The sequence below is a fragment of the Secundilactobacillus paracollinoides genome (assembly GCF_001702155.1).
Taxonomy (GTDB): domain Bacteria; phylum Bacillota; class Bacilli; order Lactobacillales; family Lactobacillaceae; genus Secundilactobacillus; species Secundilactobacillus paracollinoides.
Window position 1 is genome coordinate 2,100,808 of the sequence record NZ_CP014912.1, and the last position, 15,506, is coordinate 2,116,313.

Below are 15,506 nucleotides of genomic sequence, written 5' to 3' on the forward strand. Positions count from 1 at the left end.
ATGTTCATTAAAACTGGTGATAAAGTTCGTGTGATCAGTGGTAAGGATAAGGGCAAGGAAGGTACTGTCAAGAAGACGCTTAGTGCTAAGAACCGTGTTGTCGTCGAAGGCGTCAACATGATCAAGAAGCACCAAAAGGCTTCCCAGACCAACCCCCAAGGCGGCATTATTGATACTGAAGCACCTATTCAAGTATCTAACGTAATGCTGATCGATCCTTCTACGAACCAACCTACCCGTGTTGGTTTCCGCGAAGAAGATGGCAAGAAGGTTCGTTTCGCTAAAAAGAGCGGCGAAACCATCGACAAATAGTCTACGGAAGGAGGCAAAATTTACTAATGGCAGATCGTTTAAAAGAAAAGTACACTAAAGAAATTGTGCCATCAATGATCGAAAAGTTTAACTACTCTTCAATCATGCAAGCACCAAAGCTTGACAAGATCGTTTTGAACATGGGTGTCGGTGACGCCGTTTCAAACGCTAAGAACTTGGATGAAGCAGTTGAAGAATTAGGCTTGATTGCTGGTCAAAAACCATTGATTACCAAGGCTAAGAAGTCAATCGCCGCTTTCCGTTTACGTGAAGGTAACGCAATCGGCGCTAAGGTCACCTTACGTGGCGACCGGATGTATGAATTCTTGGACAAGTTGATCAATGTTTCATTACCACGTGTTCGTGACTTCCATGGTATCAGTTCTCGTGCCTTTGATGGCCGTGGTAACTATACCCTTGGTGTTCGTGAACAATTGATCTTCCCAGAAATCGACTTTGATAACGTTAACCGTGTTCGTGGTTTGGATATTGTTATTGTTACCACTGCTGAATCAGACGAAGAATCACGCGAGTTGTTAACACAACTTGGCATGCCATTTACTAAGTAAGGAGGTACTATTGTGGCTAAAAAATCATTAGTTGTTAAGAGTCAACGCCCAGCTAAGTACTCGACGCAAAATTACACCCGTTGCGAACGTTGTGGACGTCCACATTCAGTTTATCGGAAATTCCACTTATGCCGTCTTTGCTTACGGGAACTTGCCCACAAAGGCCAAATTCCTGGCATGAAGAAAGCTAGCTGGTAATATATCACTACAAAGGAGGATAAACGTTAATGTCCATGACTGACCCTATTGCAGACTTCTTAACTCGGATTCGTAATGCCAACATGGTATATCACGAATCATTAGAAGTACCTGCATCAAAGATGAAGCGCGACATCGCTGAAATTTTGAAGTGTGAAGGTTTCATTCGCGACGTTGAATATATTGAAGACAACAAGCAAGGCATTATTCGTGTATTCCTGAAGTATGGCCGTGACAAACAACGCGTCATTTCAGGATTAAAGCGGATTTCAAAGCCAGGTTTGCGTAGTTACGTTAAAGCCGATGCTGTTCCTAAGGTACTTAATGGCTTAGGTATTGCTATTATCTCAACTTCTGAAGGTGTTGTTACCGATAAAGAAGCTCGGGAAAAGAAAATCGGTGGCGAAGTTCTCGCCTACGTTTGGTAATAACGATATTAAGTTAGGAGGTGCACTTTAAATGAGTCGTATTGGTTATAAGACAGTTACTATCCCTGATGGCGTTGATGTTAAACGCGATGGCGATGACGTTACAGTAAAGGGCCCAAAGGGGACTATTACTCGGACCTTCTCACCAATCATCACGATGGATGTTAAGGATGGCGAAGTCAACTTTGATCGTCCAGATAACAACAACAAGACCCGTGCTTTACACGGTACTACTCGAGCTAACTTCAACAACATGGTTGAAGGCGTTACTAAAGGCTTTAGCAAGACCTTGAAGCTTGTCGGTGTTGGTTATCGTGCCCAATTAAAGGGTAAGTTGATCTTGAGTGTTGGTTATTCCAACCCTGTTGAAATGGATGTTCCTTCAGAATTGAAGGTCGAAGTTCCTGACAACAACACCATCAACATTTCTGGTATCAGCAAGCAAGAAGTTGGTGACTTTGCTGCTGAAGTCCGTGCCGTTCGTTCACCTGAACCTTACAAGGGTAAAGGTATTCGTTACGAAAATGAACACATCAGCCTTAAAGAAGGTAAAACCGGTAAGTAATGCCGCCTAAGCGCATTAACAATAATTAAAGAGGTGACTATTTTGATTTCGAAACCAGATAAGAACAAGACACGCCAAAAGCGTCATTTACGTGTCCGTAATAAAATCTCTGGTACTGCTGAGTGCCCACGCTTAAATGTATTTCGTTCCAACACAAACATCTACGCTCAAATTATTGATGACGTAGCGGGTGTGACGCTGGTCAGTGCCTCGTCATTAGATAGTGAAGTAGCTGCAGGTAACAAAACCGACCAAGCTAAGGCAGTCGGCGAATTAGTTGCTAAGCGTGCTTCAGAAAAGAAGATTGTGAATGTTGTTTTTGATCGTGGCGGTTACTTATACCACGGACGGGTACAAGCTTTGGCTGAAGCAGCTCGTGAAAACGGCTTAAACTTTTAAGAGAAGGAGGAATAACCACTAATGGCAAAGTTTATCGATCCTGAAAAGCTGGATCTTGAAGACAACGTTGTAGCGATCAACCGGATCACCAAAGTTGTAAAGGGTGGCCGTCGTCTTCGTTTTGCAGCGCTTGTTGTAGTCGGTGATCATAACGGTCACGTTGGCTTTGGTACTGGTAAAGCACAAGAAGTCCCAGAGGCTATCCGTAAGGCCGTTGAAGCCGCACGTAAGAACTTGATTGAAGTTCCTATCGTTGGTACGACCATTCCTCACGAAGTTCTCGGTACGTTTGGCGGCGGCAAGATTATGCTGAAGCCTGCTACTGAAGGTTCTGGGGTTGCTGCCGGTGGTGCCGTTCGTGCCGTCATGGAATTGGCTGGTATCGACGATGTCACTAGTAAGCGTCTTGGTTCTGACACACCAATCAACTCAATTCGTGCTGCTTTCGAAGGCTTAAAGGCTTTGAAGCGTGCCGAAACAGTTGCAGATTTACGTGGTGTTTCAGTTCAACACTTAGCTGAATAGGAGGATCTCAACATGGCTGATTTAAAGATTACTTTGATTCACAGTGCTGCCCACCGTTTGCCTAAGCAACGTAAAATCGTTAAGGCTTTGGGTTTGGGTCGCGTAAATAGCTCTGTTGTTCATCCTGACAACGACGCTACTCGTGGTGCGCTTTTCCAAATCGCCCACCTGATCAAAGTTGAAGAAGTTAAATAATAAATTTTAGAATAAGGAGGTGCCTTCTTTCATGAAGTTGAATGAATTACAACCATCTGAAGGGTCACGTGTAACCCGTAGTCGTAAAGGTCGCGGCCGTTCTGCTGGTAACGGTAAAACATCTGGTCGTGGACAAAAGGGTCAAAAGGCTCGTAGCAAGACACGTCTTGGTTTCGAAGGTGGCCAAATGCCACTGTATCGTCGGATTCCAAAACGTGGGTTTACTAACATTAACCGCAAGGAATACGCCCTTGTTAACCTGTCAACCTTAAACGACCGTTTCGAAGATGGTGCTGAGGTTAACCCAGCAGCATTGGTTGAAGCTGGCATCGTTAAGAATGAAAAAGACGGTATCAAGATTCTTGGTAACGGCGAAATTTCAAAGAAGCTTACTGTTAAAGCTAACAAGTTTTCTGCTAGCGCAACAGCAGCTATCGAAGCAGCAGACGGTAAAACAGAGGTGATTTAATGCTTTCTACCCTGAAAAACGCGTTCAAAGTTAAAGATATTCGGAATAAGATTTTCTTTACACTGTTTGTTTTGGTAGTCTTTCGTATCGGCTCCTACATTACGGTGCCTGGGGTTAATGCAAAAGCCTTACAAAGCGTTGCGTCTTCTGGATTAGTTAGCATTTTAAACATGTTTAGCGGTGGCGGATTAACAAACTACTCCATCTTTGCGATGGGGGTTTCGCCATACATTACTGCTCAAATCGTGATCCAACTTCTACAAATGGACATTGTGCCTAGATATGTAGAATGGAGTAAGCAAGGGGAAGTCGGCCGGCGGAAATTAAACCAGCATACGCGGTACTTGACCATCATTTTGGCGTTTGTCCAATCTGTTGGGATCACCGCAGGGTTCAACACATTAAGTAGTTTAAACTTAGTGAACAACCCGGGTCCTAAGACCTACGCTATGATTGGGATTATTTTAACTGGTGGTACCATGCTTACCACTTGGATGGGTGATATGATTACAGACCACGGGTTAGGTAACGGGGTCTCAATGATCATCTTCGCTGGGATCATTGCTCGTATTCCAACTGGTATTTATCAAATGTACACGACTTACTTCGTGGATGTTGCTAAGTCAAGTTGGTGGAAGAGTGGGTTATTCTCACTCGCCATTTTGATTCTTGTGTTAGTCATTGTCGTCTTCGTGACGTGGGTTAACCAAGCTGATCGAAAGATTCCGATTCAATATACGCGTCGGGTATCCGGTGACCCAGATAGTAGTTATCTACCATTGAAGGTCAACGTTGCCGGCGTTATCCCAGTTATTTTCGCTAGTTCATTTATTGCAACGCCACAAACCATTTTGATGGCGTTCTCTAATAACCATTCTGAAGATACTTGGTACCAAGTGTTATCGAACATTTTTAGTATGCAGACGACTGGTGGAATCACCCTTTACACGATTTTAATCATTTTGTTCACGTTCTTCTACGCTTTCGTTCAGGTTAATCCTGAAAAGTTGTCTGAGAACCTACAAAAACAGGGTAGTTACATTCCAGGAGTTTGGCCTGGACATGAAACCCAGGTTTACGTTTCTAACTTACTCATGCGTTTGAGTACAGTGGGTGCATTATTCTTAGGATTCGTTGCTTTGATTCCGTTAGTTGCCCAAAACGTTTGGAATCTGGATGAATCGATTGGCCTTGGTGGGACTAGTCTACTGATCGTAGTTGGGGTCGCCATTCAAACGATTCAACAGATTGAAGGATTGATGATGAAACGCCATTACATTGGCTTCATCCAAGATCCACGTCCAGCTGAATGAGACAGGTAATGGTGTGGTGACTTGCTCAGCACACCATTATGTCTTTTATAGCTGGTAGTCGCAAGGAGGTAATGACATGTCAATGGATTTAATTTTAATGGGCTTGCCCGGCGCTGGTAAGGGAACGCAAGCACAAAAGATCGTCGAAGAATTTCCGATTCCACATATCTCAACTGGTGACATTTTCCGTGACGCTATGAAAAATGAAACCGAGATGGGGCTGGAAGCTAAGAAGTACATCGATAAGGGTGACTTAGTGCCAGATTCTGTAACGAACGGGATCGTTCGCGACCGTTTAGCACAAGACGACGTTGCAAAAGGGTATATGTTGGATGGTTATCCACGTACCATCGATCAGGCACAGGCTTTAGATACGTTTGGAGCTGAACTTGATCGGGCAGTTGACGCCGTGATCAATATTCATGTTGAACCCGATGTCCTAATCGAACGACTTTCTGGCCGTTATATCTGTCAAAACTGTGGCGCAACTTATCACAAGATCTACAACCCGACGAAGGTTCCCGGAACCTGTGATGTTTGCGGCGGTCACGACTTCTTCCAGCGTGAAGATGACAAGCCTGAAACGGTTAAAAACCGGCTTGAAGTAAACGTCAAAATGAACACACCACTCGTGACCTTCTATGAACAAAAAGGGTTAGTCCATACGGTTGATGGTGATCGCGATATTGATGCTGTTTACAAAGACATTCAAGCTATTTTAACGAAATTGGCATAACCAACCCTCTTAGATTGGATTTACTTGCTTCAAACCGTGCTGTATGGTAAACTAACTCAGGTTGGCCTCAGTTTATTTGGGGTGAGATCCGGTCACGATGTCCGTAGTCGAATATCTGTTCAGGGAGGTAGTTTCGTGGCAAAAGATGTCATCGAAGTTGAAGGAAAAGTTACCGAAACATTGCCTAACGCCATGTTTCGCGTTGAACTAGAAAACGGTCATGAAATCTTGGCACACGTTTCTGGTAAGATTCGGATGCATTACATTCGGATTTTACCTGGGGACCGTGTGACAGTTGAAATGTCACCGTACGATTTGACTAATGGGCGGATTACGTATCGGTTCAAGTAACCGGTATGTGTTTTGTTCTGTACCCAGTCATTTTTTAGGAGGTTTATAGCAATGAAAGTAAGACCATCTGTTAAAAAGATGTGTGACCACTGTAAAGTGATCAAGCGTAAGGGTCGGGTTATGGTTATTTGCTCAGCCAACCCTAAGCACAAGCAACGTCAAGGTAAATAATTTATAATAATTGGAGGTGCAACTAAATGGCTCGTATTGCCGGAGTTGACTTGCCACGTGACAAGCGTATTGTCATTGGCTTAACTTATATTTTCGGAATTGGTAACACTACTGCCCAAAAGATCATCGCTGAAACCGGTGTTTCTCCAGACGTCCGCGTCTGCGACTTAACACCTGACGACGAAGATAAGATCCGTGCAGCAGTTGATAACTACAAAGTTGAAGGTGACCTTCGTCGTGAAGTAACGATGAACATCAAGAACCTTCAAGAAATCGGTTCATATCGTGGTATGCGTCACCGTCGTGGTTTGCCTGTTCGTGGCCAACACACGAAGAACAACGCACGTACTCGTAAGGGTAAAGCCGTATCGATTGCCGGTAAGAAGAAGTAATTATTTTATAAAAGGAGGTAATGACGTTTTATGGCAACTAGAAAAACTTCGCGCAAACGCCGCGTAAAGAAGAATATCGAGTCTGGTGTTGCTCACATTCACTCAACATTTAACAACACTTTAGTCATGATTACTGATATGCAAGGAAACGCAATTTCTTGGTCATCAGCTGGTTCTCTTGGTTTTAAGGGTAGTCGTAAGAGCACACCATTTGCTGCACAAATGGCTGCCGAAGCTGCTGCTAAGGCCTCAATGGAACATGGTATGAAGACTGTTGAAGTCGCTGTTAAGGGCCCAGGTTCAGGTCGTGAAGCCGCAATCCGTGCTTTACAAGCTACTGGTCTTGAAGTTTCAGCTATCCGAGATGTTACACCAGTTCCTCATAATGGTTCACGTCCTCCGAAGCGCCGTCGTGTATAGTTCATCTCGGTTGAGTGGACACACGAGACTGAATGATGGGACTTATTATCATGGCACAACGCGTTTTGAAAGGGGTAAAAGATAAGAATGATCGAATTCGAAAAGCCTAACATTCACAAAATTGAAGAAAGCGACGATTATGGTAAGTTTGTCGTTGAACCGCTCGAACGGGGTTATGGAACAACGTTGGGTAATTCATTACGACGAATTTTACTGTCTTCGTTACCTGGTGCTGCTGTCACTAGTATTCAGATCGATGGCGTTTTACATGAATTCTCAACTATCGAGGGTGTTGTGGAAGACGTTACTCAGATCATTTTGAACACTAAGAAGATTTCATTAAAGCTTGAAGGTCCTGACGACGAGATCGAATCAATGGAAATCGACGTTAAGGGTCCAGCTCAAGTTACGGCTGGTGACATCACTGCTGATAGTGATGTGACAGTTTTGAATCCTGATCTTTACATTGCTACTGTTGCTGAGGGAGCTACCTTCCACATGCGCATGACAGCGAATAAAGGTCGTGGCTACGTTTCAGCAGACCGAAACAAAGCCAAGGAAGACATGCCAATTGGCGTTTTGCCTATTGACTCTATTTATACCCCAATCGAACGTGTTAACTATCAAGTTGAAAACACGCGGGTTGGCCAAAGAGACGATTATGATAAGCTAACTTTGGATGTTTGGACTGATAATTCAATTACGCCAAGTGAGTCAATCAGTTTGGCAGCCAAGATTTTGACTGAACATTTAGCAATGTTTGTTGATTTAACGGACGAAGCTAAGAACGCTGAAATCATGGTTGAAAAGGAAGAGACTCACAAAGAAAAGATGTTGGAAATGACAATTGAAGAATTGGACCTTTCCGTTCGTTCTTACAATTGCTTGAAACGTGCTGGTATCAACACTGTTCAAGAATTGACCAACAAGACTGAAGCTGACATGATGAAAGTTCGTAACTTGGGCCGGAAGTCATTGGAAGAAGTCAAATCAAAGCTTTCTGATCTTGGACTTTCACTTCGTAAAGAAGACTAATTATAAAAAGGAGGGTATCTACTAATGAGTTACCGTAAATTGCAACGAACTAGTTCACAACGTCGTGCTTTGCTTCGCGATTTAACCACTGAATTATTGGTTCATGGCCAAATCAAGACTACTGAAGCACGGGCCAAAGAAGTACGTTCAACTACCGACAAGATGATCACCTTAGGTAAACGTGGAGACTTGCACGCCCGTCGTCAAGCCGCTGCCTTTCTTCGTGATGTAGTTGCTGATGTTAAGGAAGATGGGGACAACGTCCAAATCTCTACCGCATTGCAAAAACTATTCAGCGAAGTTGCACCTAAGTATGCTGACCGTAACGGTGGTTACACTCGTATTTTGAAGACCATGCCTCGTCGTGGGGATGGCGCTCAAATGGTTATTTTACAATTGGTCGACTAGTTTCAATTTTTATCAGTAATCGTGGCCGAGCATCTATTGCGAGGTCGCAATAGAATCACACCTGACTTAAGGTATAAAGCGTTATGATGATGACATGTTTCAAGTCTAGCTTGAATGCGGCATAGCCGTGCACCTTTTGTTGGGGTGATTTTTTTGTGCGCTGGTTTCCCCAGCATGCGCGATTAAAAGCTGGTAGTGGTCGGCTGATCACTACCAGCTTTTTACATAGCGTTAGAATCGACCGTTAGCGCGCTGATAGGCATAGACCGGACCTGAGACACGGATCTCGTTCTTCAAAGTCAAACAGCGTGAGGACACCCCTAATTAGAGGGGATGCACCCATGCAGTTAGATTTGAATGATTGATGCAGGGGTGCGACAAGTCATTAATATCAGCTTTTCGGCTTGATGTGAATTTGATGTAAAAATGTGCGTTAATTAGAGCCAACATGACAGTTTCGTTGCGGCGCTTGTGACCATCAGATGGTGATGCCTTTTCCGGGAGGCTTTAAATCCTGAAGGTCATGGGTCAGCGCTTTCTTACACTGTTTTGCCCTTTTGTTAAAAAAACAGGTGTAATCCGGCAACAGCGGGTCACAATTTGGTATAATGACGGGTGAATTTAAAAAATGAGGAATGCATAAATGGCCATTATTTCAGTTTCAAATTTATCATATGAATATTCGAATAGTGATCGTAAAGCCGTTGATGATGTAAGCTTTGACATCGAACAGGGCGACTGGGTGGCCATTGTCGGCCATAATGGGAGTGGTAAAAGTACACTTGCCAAACTACTGATCGGGTTAATGGCTGCGGACGAGGGCACCATCACGATTGACGGCCTGGAACTCACTGAGGAGACTGTCTGGGATATCCGCGAGAAGGTTGGCATGGTGTTTCAAAATCCAGACAACCAGTTCGTTGGCGCGACGGTTGCCGACGACGTTGCCTTTGGGATGGAGAACCGGCAGATGGACCGGGCGACCATGCGCGAACGTGTGACCAGTGCACTGACGCAAGTTGACATGTTGGATTACGTTGACCGGGAACCTGCAAAACTTTCTGGTGGTCAAAAACAGCGAGTTGCATTGGCGGGTATCATTGCCATTGTGCCCAAGATTTTAATTTTAGACGAAGCCACCAGTATGTTGGATCCTAAGGGACGCCGCGAAATATTAGCAACGATTAAAGCCCTCAAGACAAAGTATGATTTGACGGTTTTATCGATCACTCACGATATTGACGAAGCCGCGAGTGCGGATCACATTTTGATGATCGACGACGGTCATTTCGTTGAAGAAGCTGATCCGGAAAAGATTTTCAGCCACGGTGCGCAACTCATTCAGATGGGACTTGATGTGCCATTTGCTGAAAAGGTCAAACGCGCACTTGCGACACGTGGCGTAGATACGCCGCAGACATACATGGACGAAGGGAGCTTGGCTGACTGGTTATGGAAATCGCGTTTGAAAAAGTAAATTACTGGTACCAAGCTGGAACGCCATTTGCGGTTCAGGCACTGTACGACATTAACCTCAACATTCCCGCGGGTGAGTTTACTGCCGTTATCGGTCAGACTGGCAGTGGTAAATCGACCCTCATCCAGCATTTGAATGCACTTTTGAAGCCGACTGAGGGCCAGGTAGTCATCGGTGACCGGACAATTACATCAGAAACGAAAAATAAACATTTAAAGCCGTTACGCAAAAAGGTTGGCCTTGTGTTCCAATTCCCAGAAAATCAACTTTTTGAGGAAACGGTTTTGAAGGACATTGCTTTTGGCCCGCAAAATTTTGGTATCAGCGTGGAAGAAGCCACGAGACTTGCCCATGAAACGGCAAAAATGGTTGGTCTCGACGATTCACTGCTCGAGCGCTCACCATTTGACCTATCCGGTGGTCAAATGCGACGTGCGGCCATTGCTGGGGTTTTAGCGCTTGAACCTGACGTTTTAGTGCTTGACGAACCCACGGCTGGACTAGATCCTCGTGGTCGAAACGAGATTATGGGTCTGGTTCGCCAATTACAGGTGGAACGTCACCTGACAATTGTGTTGATCACCCACCAAATGAATGACGTTGCTGACTACGCTGATCACGTGATCGTGATGGCTCATGGTCACATGGTCAAACAGGGCACGCCTCGTGACGTTTTTAGTGACGTGGACTGGTTAACTGCTCACCAGTTGGAATTACCCTCGGCAACCGCTTATGCTAACAAACTGATGCAACAGGGGTTTGTTTTTGATCCCATTCCGCTGACTGCGGACGAATTGGCTGATCAGCTAGTGCCCCAGATCAATAAGAAGGGGGTGGCTGACAATGGATAAGTTTATGTTTGGCCGCTATATTCCTGGCGATTCTTGGGTGCACCGGTTAGACCCGCGAGCAAAGCTGATCTTAACGTTCATCTATATCGGCGTTGTCTTCTTTGCGAACAGCGTCTGGACCTATGCCGTGCTCGTTGTTTTATTGTTGGCGTCGATCTTTGCGACCGGCATTTCACTTGGGGTGTTTCTACGAGGACTGAGGCCGCTGCTTTGGCTGTTGATGTTCACCGTTGTCATCCAAATTTTCTTTGGCGCAGGGGGCCACATTTATTGGCAGTGGGGCTGGTTATCAGTGACCCACGATGGCCTGATCAACGCGTTGCTGATCCTCATGCGATTTGTCCTGATTATCATGGTGTCCACACTGTTGACGTTTTCAACCCAACCGTTGGAGATTGCTGACGGTATCGAATCCCTTCTGAGTCCGTTACGGAAGGTTCACTTCCCAGTAGCCACGCTGGCACTGATGCTGTCACTCGCACTGCGGTTTGTCCCAACGCTGATGGATGAAGCTGAAAAGATTATGAACGCTCAGCGTGCTCGGGGCGTTGACTTTGGGACGGGCGGATTGCGCCAACAGGTCAAAACGATCGTTCCGATCCTCATCCCACTCTTTGTTAATGCATTCAACCGCGCTGTTGATATTTCAACAGCGATGGAGGCGCGCGGGTACCAGGATGGTGAGAACCGTACGAAGTATCGTGAGCTGAAATGGCATCGCCAAGATACACTGAGTTTAATTATTTACGTTGCGTTTTCCGTGGTCGTCATCAGTTTACGGGAACTGCATTTGTAACACGAAAGGAAACCTATTTTGAGATACAAAGTGACATTTGCCTATGATGGCACGAATTTTGCTGGCTTTCAGCGGCAACCGCACATGCGTACCGTGGAATCGGCGCTCACTAAAGTGGTCAATAAAATGGCTAAACAACCCGATCCAGCCATTGTCGTTTACGGGTCTGGCCGGACTGATGCTGGCGTCCATGCGTTGGGTCAGGTTGCGCACTTTGATTTTCCCTTTGCTCTGCCGACTGAAAGCATGCGGCGGGGCCTCAACTCCATGCTGCCAGTCGATATGGAAGTCCTTAAGGTCGAACAGGTGAGCGACGCCTTTCACGCCCGTTACGATGTGTCTGGCAAGCGCTACATGTACCGGATGGATCTCGGTGAATTCCGGAACCCGTTTAAACGCAACTACACCGGCCACTGGAAATTCCCTGTGGACGTTGCCTTGATTCGTCAGGCAGAACAGGACCTGATCGGCGAACACGACTTTACCAGTTTTGTGGCCTCGGGCTCCAGTGCTCGGACAAATTTTCGGACGATTTATGAAGCGACCTGTCACCGTGATGAGGCGAACAATGAGTTAGTCTTTGAATTCTATGGGAACGGTTTTCTCTACAATCAGGTTCGAATTATGGTTGGGGTCCTAGTTGAAATCGGCGCCCAAACGCGGCCGGTTGATGACATTCAGCGGCTTTACAAGCTTGGTGATCGGCGCAATGCGCGTCGCACTGTTCCGGCCAGCGGGCTTTATCTGAAACACGTTTACTATGAGGGGGATGACCCCGAACACCCAACAAAATTACCAAAACATCAGCGTTAATGAAAAGTTTTCCCCGTTTGGGCGTTGACTTTTGGGGTAAAAATTTGTACTATGTTAGTTGGTATTGTTTGCCCCACGATAAGCCCCGGAAACTTGTTATTGGTGTTCAAACAAACACAGAAAAATGGAGGAATTTAACGTGCGTACAACATATATGGCTAAACCAGGTGACGTGGATCGCAAGTGGTACGTGGTTGATGCAACCGATGTCCCATTGGGTCGTCTGTCATCAGCTGTCGCTAACATCTTACGTGGTAAAAATAAGCCAACGTTCACCCCTAATGTAGATACTGGTGATAACGTGATCGTTATCAACGCATCTCAAGTTGCTTTAACGGGTAAGAAGGCTTCACGGAAGATCTATTACCATCACACGAACCACGCGGGCGGTTTAAAGCAACGCACTGCTGGCGATTTTCGTGCAAATGACCCAGAAAAATTGATTGAAACTTCTGTTAAGGGAATGCTTCCTCATACTTCATTAGGTCACAAGATCGGCTTGAAGCTTCACGTTTACGCTGGCGACCAACATGATAATGCTGCTCAAAAGCCTGAAGTTTTAGACATCACTAACCTAATTTAAGGAGGAAATTGAATTGGCTCAAGTACAATATCGCGGCACAGGCCGTCGTAAAAACTCTACTGCTCGTGTTCGTTTAGTACCAGGTACTGGTAAGATCGAAATGAACGGTAAATCAATTGAAGATTACATCCCATTCGCAAACTTGCGTGAAGTGGTTGTTCAACCATTTAACGTTACTGAAACTCTGGGTAACTACGATGTTTTAGCAAACGTTAATGGTGGCGGCTTCTCTGGTCAAGCTGGCGCCGTTCGTCATGGTATCGCCCGTGCATTGCTCGAAGTCGACCCAGATTTTCGTGGTCCCCTCAAGCGTGCCGGTCTCTTAACTCGTGACGCACGTATGAAAGAACGGAAGAAGCCAGGTCTTAAGAAAGCTCGTAAGGCTGGTCAATTCTCAAAGCGTTAAGATATATTGTATCTCAGCGTTTTACGACATCCTTTCCTGTTGGAGAGGGTGTTTTTTTGTACATGAAAACGGTCATCCCAATTTGAGATGACCGTTCTCGATTAATCGCGGTGAAGTAGCTGCGCGGCGTTATCATGAAAAATCAGTTGGCGTTGCTGTTCTGAAAGTAACGGTGTGTTGCTTAAATCATTGGCTTGTTGAGCGGACCACTCCAGAGGCGTGTATGGAATATCGCTGCCGTATAGGACATGGTGCTCATCCGCAGTGTTAACAAGGCAGGGAGCTGCCGCGGTAGCACTTGACCAGCTGTGTCAAAGTAGACATGTTTCATTACCTCGTAAATATCCGTCTCGTATTGTTTTTTGACAAAAGCCGCCACCCGGTCATCTAATATTCCTAAGAATGCGCCCGCGTGAGGAATAATCAGTTTAATATTTGGAAAGCGAGTGAAAAAGCGATATTTGAGCAGATTTAAGAACGTCATTGTCGTATCCATAAAGAACCCTAACAAAGGTGTTGGCAGATCAATGTCAACATTTTTGGGCTTCTCTGCTGGTTCGTTTGGATGTAGCGCAACAAGTGCGCTTCGGTCGTCCAGTTCTTGGTAAACACGGTCAAGAATTGGTGAGCCAAAGTAGACACCGCGACTATTAGTGGGGACAGTCACCCCCAGAGCATGCTGCTGCTCAAAGACCTTTTTAATCATCGTGACAGATTCTGTTTCATATGGTAATGGAAGCGTTGCGAGGTAGCCGAATTGGTCGGGATAGTCTTGTGATAAATGATCACCCAGCGTATTTGCATCTTCTGCTAATCTGACTGTTTCAGTTTTATCGCCAAAGTTAATGTGAGGCGAAGAGAGGGAGAGGACTGAAAACCCAATCTCATTTTGGGCCATAAACGCAAGCGTTGTTTGTGGCGACCAACTTGGCGTCGGCCAACCATCTGGATCGCCGGCAATGTGTTGTTTAAGTGCTGCTTGATAGCTTTCTGGTAAATAATGGGTATGAAAATCAATTTTTTCTAGTGTCATATGAATTCGCCTTTCAAGATGAGTTGTTAGTTGATAACACTGAAATTGTAGGGCGAAAAATGTTAGAATCATATGAACAGATTGTATGAAAGTGTGTAGTGGTGAAAAATGAAATTATTAACTGGGACACCGATGCAACAAAGACTGTACGAAACATTTGCGGAGATGTTGAAAACTAAGCAAGTTTCAGAAATTAGCGTGGTCGCGTTAACGAAACAGGCTGGTGTCAGCCGTGGCACTTTTTACATGTATTATGCTGATATTCCTCATTTTGTTGACCAGTTAGAACGTACGCTCTTTATGCACCTCGGCCGTGCTCATGCTGATAATTTACAGACAGCAATCAAAGCGACAGCGCTGGCACCTAACCCAGAAATTGCCTATCCGATTTTTGAAAAATTAATGGCCACCATTAACGACTATTATCCACTGTTTAGAGGGCTTTCAGGGCCTAATGGCGATCCTCATTTTTGGAAAATGTTTGAGACTGAAATGACGTCGTCGTTATTCTCGGCCCTACCGGAAACGCTTGAAAATACATTGTACTTAGACGATATCCCTGTTGATTACGTGATGCCGATCTTTATGAGCAGCATTTTAACGATCATTCGACACTGGCTGCTAAAAATTAATCCAGAACCGTATCAGGAAGTGGCTAAAATCATTACTGAAAGCCGGTACGTTGAGCCCTACAATCTGTTTAAGGCAAGTGATGAGTAACGTTTTTGCTGATGGAAGGTGAAGAAAAATAGATCTTCCAATGTCTAATCATGCTTGTAGGTAACTGATTGTTACTTTTATATAACTCAGTCTACTTAAATGATTAAAGATAAGAATCCAAAATGGTCTATTTTTAAAATGAATTGTTGCGTTTTACATTTTTAAGCACCACACAAAAAAGCCCGCCAAACAATCACAGGATCTGTTTAGCGAGCAGGGAACGAATAGGCGTACTATCAGTGTTCTGGGGGAGTGATAGTACTTGGAAATTAATGGTGGTTGTAGGCAACCACCACAATGTCCACTGTAACATGTTTGTCATAAAAATGCCCCCGACAATG

24 protein-coding genes and 1 pseudogene are annotated in these 15,506 nt (G+C 45.0%); 24 read left to right on the forward strand and 1 reads right to left on the reverse strand.

Features of this window, described 5'->3' with window-relative positions; all coding sequences use genetic code 11:
- The 23 genes from rplX (at nucleotide 1) to rpsI (ending at nucleotide 13,412) form a co-directional block, all read left to right on the forward strand.
- On the forward strand, nucleotides 1–312 hold the full coding sequence (rplX, locus tag AYR61_RS08945; protein ID WP_054709118.1) for a 50S ribosomal protein L24: 312 nt from the start codon (nucleotides 1–3) through the stop codon (nucleotides 310–312).
- A gap of 26 nt (nucleotides 313–338) precedes the next feature.
- The gene (gene rplE / locus AYR61_RS08950; RefSeq protein WP_054709115.1) at nucleotides 339–881 is read left to right on the forward strand and encodes a 50S ribosomal protein L5; all 543 of its coding nucleotides are present in this window, start codon (nucleotides 339–341) and stop codon (nucleotides 879–881) included.
- Between the two features lie 12 nt (nucleotides 882–893).
- Complete coding sequence (locus AYR61_RS14910) at nucleotides 894–1,079, forward strand: type Z 30S ribosomal protein S14 (protein WP_082409188.1); 186 nt, start codon at nucleotides 894–896, stop codon at nucleotides 1,077–1,079.
- A 29-nt stretch (nucleotides 1,080–1,108) separates the two neighbouring features.
- The gene (gene rpsH / locus AYR61_RS08955; protein ID WP_065902680.1) at nucleotides 1,109–1,507 is read left to right on the forward strand and encodes a 30S ribosomal protein S8; all 399 of its coding nucleotides are present in this window, start codon (nucleotides 1,109–1,111) and stop codon (nucleotides 1,505–1,507) included.
- A 31-nt stretch (nucleotides 1,508–1,538) separates the two neighbouring features.
- Nucleotides 1,539–2,072: a 50S ribosomal protein L6 gene (rplF, locus tag AYR61_RS08960; RefSeq protein WP_054709110.1), complete on the forward strand. Its 534-nt coding sequence runs from the start codon at nucleotides 1,539–1,541 to the stop codon at nucleotides 2,070–2,072.
- A gap of 33 nt (nucleotides 2,073–2,105) precedes the next feature.
- Entirely contained in the window at nucleotides 2,106–2,471 is a 366-nt protein-coding gene (gene rplR, locus AYR61_RS08965) for a 50S ribosomal protein L18 (protein ID WP_054709107.1), read from the forward strand.
- 21 nt (nucleotides 2,472–2,492) lie between these two features.
- Complete coding sequence (rpsE, locus tag AYR61_RS08970) at nucleotides 2,493–2,996, forward strand: 30S ribosomal protein S5 (protein ID WP_065902681.1); 504 nt, start codon at nucleotides 2,493–2,495, stop codon at nucleotides 2,994–2,996.
- A 12-nt stretch (nucleotides 2,997–3,008) separates the two neighbouring features.
- Nucleotides 3,009–3,191: a 50S ribosomal protein L30 gene (gene rpmD, locus AYR61_RS08975; protein WP_054709099.1), complete on the forward strand. Its 183-nt coding sequence runs from the start codon at nucleotides 3,009–3,011 to the stop codon at nucleotides 3,189–3,191.
- Between the two features lie 31 nt (nucleotides 3,192–3,222).
- Entirely contained in the window at nucleotides 3,223–3,660 is a 438-nt protein-coding gene (rplO, locus tag AYR61_RS08980) for a 50S ribosomal protein L15 (RefSeq protein ID WP_054709096.1), read from the forward strand.
- Entirely contained in the window at nucleotides 3,660–4,973 is a 1,314-nt protein-coding gene (secY, locus tag AYR61_RS08985) for a preprotein translocase subunit SecY (protein ID WP_065902683.1), read from the forward strand. The genes rplO and secY overlap by 1 nt, the downstream gene beginning before the upstream one ends.
- A gap of 82 nt (nucleotides 4,974–5,055) precedes the next feature.
- Nucleotides 5,056–5,709 (forward strand): adenylate kinase, encoded by a 654-nt coding sequence (locus AYR61_RS08990; protein ID WP_404814641.1) that lies wholly within the window; start codon nucleotides 5,056–5,058, stop codon nucleotides 5,707–5,709.
- Nucleotides 5,710–5,844: 135 nt separating this feature from the next.
- On the forward strand, nucleotides 5,845–6,060 hold the full coding sequence (gene infA, locus AYR61_RS08995) for a translation initiation factor IF-1 (RefSeq protein WP_065902685.1): 216 nt from the start codon (nucleotides 5,845–5,847) through the stop codon (nucleotides 6,058–6,060).
- A 51-nt stretch (nucleotides 6,061–6,111) separates the two neighbouring features.
- Nucleotides 6,112–6,231 carry a 50S ribosomal protein L36 gene (rpmJ, locus tag AYR61_RS09000; RefSeq protein WP_054709090.1) on the forward strand — a complete coding sequence of 40 codons (120 nt, stop codon included), beginning with the start codon at nucleotides 6,112–6,114 and terminating at the stop codon, nucleotides 6,229–6,231.
- A gap of 26 nt (nucleotides 6,232–6,257) precedes the next feature.
- Nucleotides 6,258–6,623, forward strand: a complete 366-nt coding sequence (gene rpsM, locus AYR61_RS09005) for a 30S ribosomal protein S13 (protein ID WP_054709084.1) — start codon at nucleotides 6,258–6,260, stop codon at nucleotides 6,621–6,623.
- A gap of 30 nt (nucleotides 6,624–6,653) precedes the next feature.
- The gene (rpsK, locus tag AYR61_RS09010; protein ID WP_054709082.1) at nucleotides 6,654–7,043 is read left to right on the forward strand and encodes a 30S ribosomal protein S11; all 390 of its coding nucleotides are present in this window, start codon (nucleotides 6,654–6,656) and stop codon (nucleotides 7,041–7,043) included.
- Nucleotides 7,044–7,130: 87 nt separating this feature from the next.
- Nucleotides 7,131–8,078, forward strand: coding sequence for a DNA-directed RNA polymerase subunit alpha (locus tag AYR61_RS09015; RefSeq protein WP_065902687.1), 948 nt, complete (start codon nucleotides 7,131–7,133; stop codon nucleotides 8,076–8,078).
- A 24-nt stretch (nucleotides 8,079–8,102) separates the two neighbouring features.
- A complete protein-coding gene (gene rplQ / locus AYR61_RS09020; protein WP_054709076.1) occupies nucleotides 8,103–8,486 on the forward strand; it encodes a 50S ribosomal protein L17 in 384 nt (127 codons plus the stop codon).
- 643 nt (nucleotides 8,487–9,129) lie between these two features.
- A complete protein-coding gene (locus tag AYR61_RS09025) occupies nucleotides 9,130–9,963 on the forward strand; it encodes an energy-coupling factor ABC transporter ATP-binding protein (protein WP_065902689.1) in 834 nt (277 codons plus the stop codon).
- Entirely contained in the window at nucleotides 9,939–10,814 is an 876-nt protein-coding gene (locus AYR61_RS09030; RefSeq protein WP_056987476.1) for an energy-coupling factor ABC transporter ATP-binding protein, read from the forward strand. Before AYR61_RS09025 ends, AYR61_RS09030 begins: the two co-directional genes overlap by 25 nt.
- Complete coding sequence (locus AYR61_RS09035; RefSeq protein WP_056987477.1) at nucleotides 10,807–11,610, forward strand: energy-coupling factor transporter transmembrane component T family protein; 804 nt, start codon at nucleotides 10,807–10,809, stop codon at nucleotides 11,608–11,610. Before AYR61_RS09030 ends, AYR61_RS09035 begins: the two co-directional genes overlap by 8 nt.
- 15 nt (nucleotides 11,611–11,625) lie before the next feature.
- Nucleotides 11,626–12,423, forward strand: a complete 798-nt coding sequence (gene truA / locus AYR61_RS09040) for a tRNA pseudouridine(38-40) synthase TruA (RefSeq protein WP_054709074.1) — start codon at nucleotides 11,626–11,628, stop codon at nucleotides 12,421–12,423.
- A 139-nt stretch (nucleotides 12,424–12,562) separates the two neighbouring features.
- A complete protein-coding gene (gene rplM / locus AYR61_RS09045) occupies nucleotides 12,563–13,006 on the forward strand; it encodes a 50S ribosomal protein L13 (RefSeq protein WP_054709071.1) in 444 nt (147 codons plus the stop codon).
- A gap of 13 nt (nucleotides 13,007–13,019) precedes the next feature.
- Nucleotides 13,020–13,412: a 30S ribosomal protein S9 gene (rpsI, locus tag AYR61_RS09050; protein WP_054709068.1), complete on the forward strand. Its 393-nt coding sequence runs from the start codon at nucleotides 13,020–13,022 to the stop codon at nucleotides 13,410–13,412.
- Nucleotides 13,413–13,513: 101 nt separating this feature from the next.
- Here the strand turns inward: rpsI and AYR61_RS09055 are convergent.
- Nucleotides 13,514–14,445 (reverse strand): annotated as a pseudogene (locus AYR61_RS09055) (amidohydrolase family protein).
- 108 nt (nucleotides 14,446–14,553) lie between these two features.
- Between AYR61_RS09055 and AYR61_RS09060 the strand changes: the two are divergent.
- Nucleotides 14,554–15,165 carry a TetR/AcrR family transcriptional regulator gene (locus tag AYR61_RS09060; RefSeq protein WP_056987478.1) on the forward strand — a complete coding sequence of 204 codons (612 nt, stop codon included), beginning with the start codon at nucleotides 14,554–14,556 and terminating at the stop codon, nucleotides 15,163–15,165.
- Nucleotides 15,166–15,506: the final 341 nt, after the last annotated feature.

Coding starts and splice junctions, on each gene's coding strand:
- rplX (WP_054709118.1), top strand. CDS start 1: ATGTTCATTAAAACTGGTGATAAAGTTCGTGTGATCAGTGGTAAGGAT.
- rplE (WP_054709115.1), top strand. CDS start 339: ATGGCAGATCGTTTAAAAGAAAAGTACACTAAAGAAATTGTGCCATCA.
- rpsH (WP_065902680.1), top strand. CDS start 1,109: ATGTCCATGACTGACCCTATTGCAGACTTCTTAACTCGGATTCGTAAT.
- rplF (WP_054709110.1), top strand. CDS start 1,539: ATGAGTCGTATTGGTTATAAGACAGTTACTATCCCTGATGGCGTTGAT.
- rpsE (WP_065902681.1), top strand. CDS start 2,493: ATGGCAAAGTTTATCGATCCTGAAAAGCTGGATCTTGAAGACAACGTT.
- rpmD (WP_054709099.1), top strand. CDS start 3,009: ATGGCTGATTTAAAGATTACTTTGATTCACAGTGCTGCCCACCGTTTG.
- rplO (WP_054709096.1), top strand. CDS start 3,223: ATGAAGTTGAATGAATTACAACCATCTGAAGGGTCACGTGTAACCCGT.
- secY (WP_065902683.1), top strand. CDS start 3,660: ATGCTTTCTACCCTGAAAAACGCGTTCAAAGTTAAAGATATTCGGAAT.
- AYR61_RS08990 (WP_404814641.1), top strand. CDS start 5,056: ATGGATTTAATTTTAATGGGCTTGCCCGGCGCTGGTAAGGGAACGCAA.
- rpmJ (WP_054709090.1), top strand. CDS start 6,112: ATGAAAGTAAGACCATCTGTTAAAAAGATGTGTGACCACTGTAAAGTG.
- rpsM (WP_054709084.1), top strand. CDS start 6,258: ATGGCTCGTATTGCCGGAGTTGACTTGCCACGTGACAAGCGTATTGTC.
- rpsK (WP_054709082.1), top strand. CDS start 6,654: ATGGCAACTAGAAAAACTTCGCGCAAACGCCGCGTAAAGAAGAATATC.
- AYR61_RS09015 (WP_065902687.1), top strand. CDS start 7,131: ATGATCGAATTCGAAAAGCCTAACATTCACAAAATTGAAGAAAGCGAC.
- rplQ (WP_054709076.1), top strand. CDS start 8,103: ATGAGTTACCGTAAATTGCAACGAACTAGTTCACAACGTCGTGCTTTG.
- AYR61_RS09025 (WP_065902689.1), top strand. CDS start 9,130: ATGGCCATTATTTCAGTTTCAAATTTATCATATGAATATTCGAATAGT.
- AYR61_RS09030 (WP_056987476.1), top strand. CDS start 9,939: ATGGAAATCGCGTTTGAAAAAGTAAATTACTGGTACCAAGCTGGAACG.
- AYR61_RS09035 (WP_056987477.1), top strand. CDS start 10,807: ATGGATAAGTTTATGTTTGGCCGCTATATTCCTGGCGATTCTTGGGTG.
- AYR61_RS09060 (WP_056987478.1), top strand. CDS start 14,554: ATGAAATTATTAACTGGGACACCGATGCAACAAAGACTGTACGAAACA.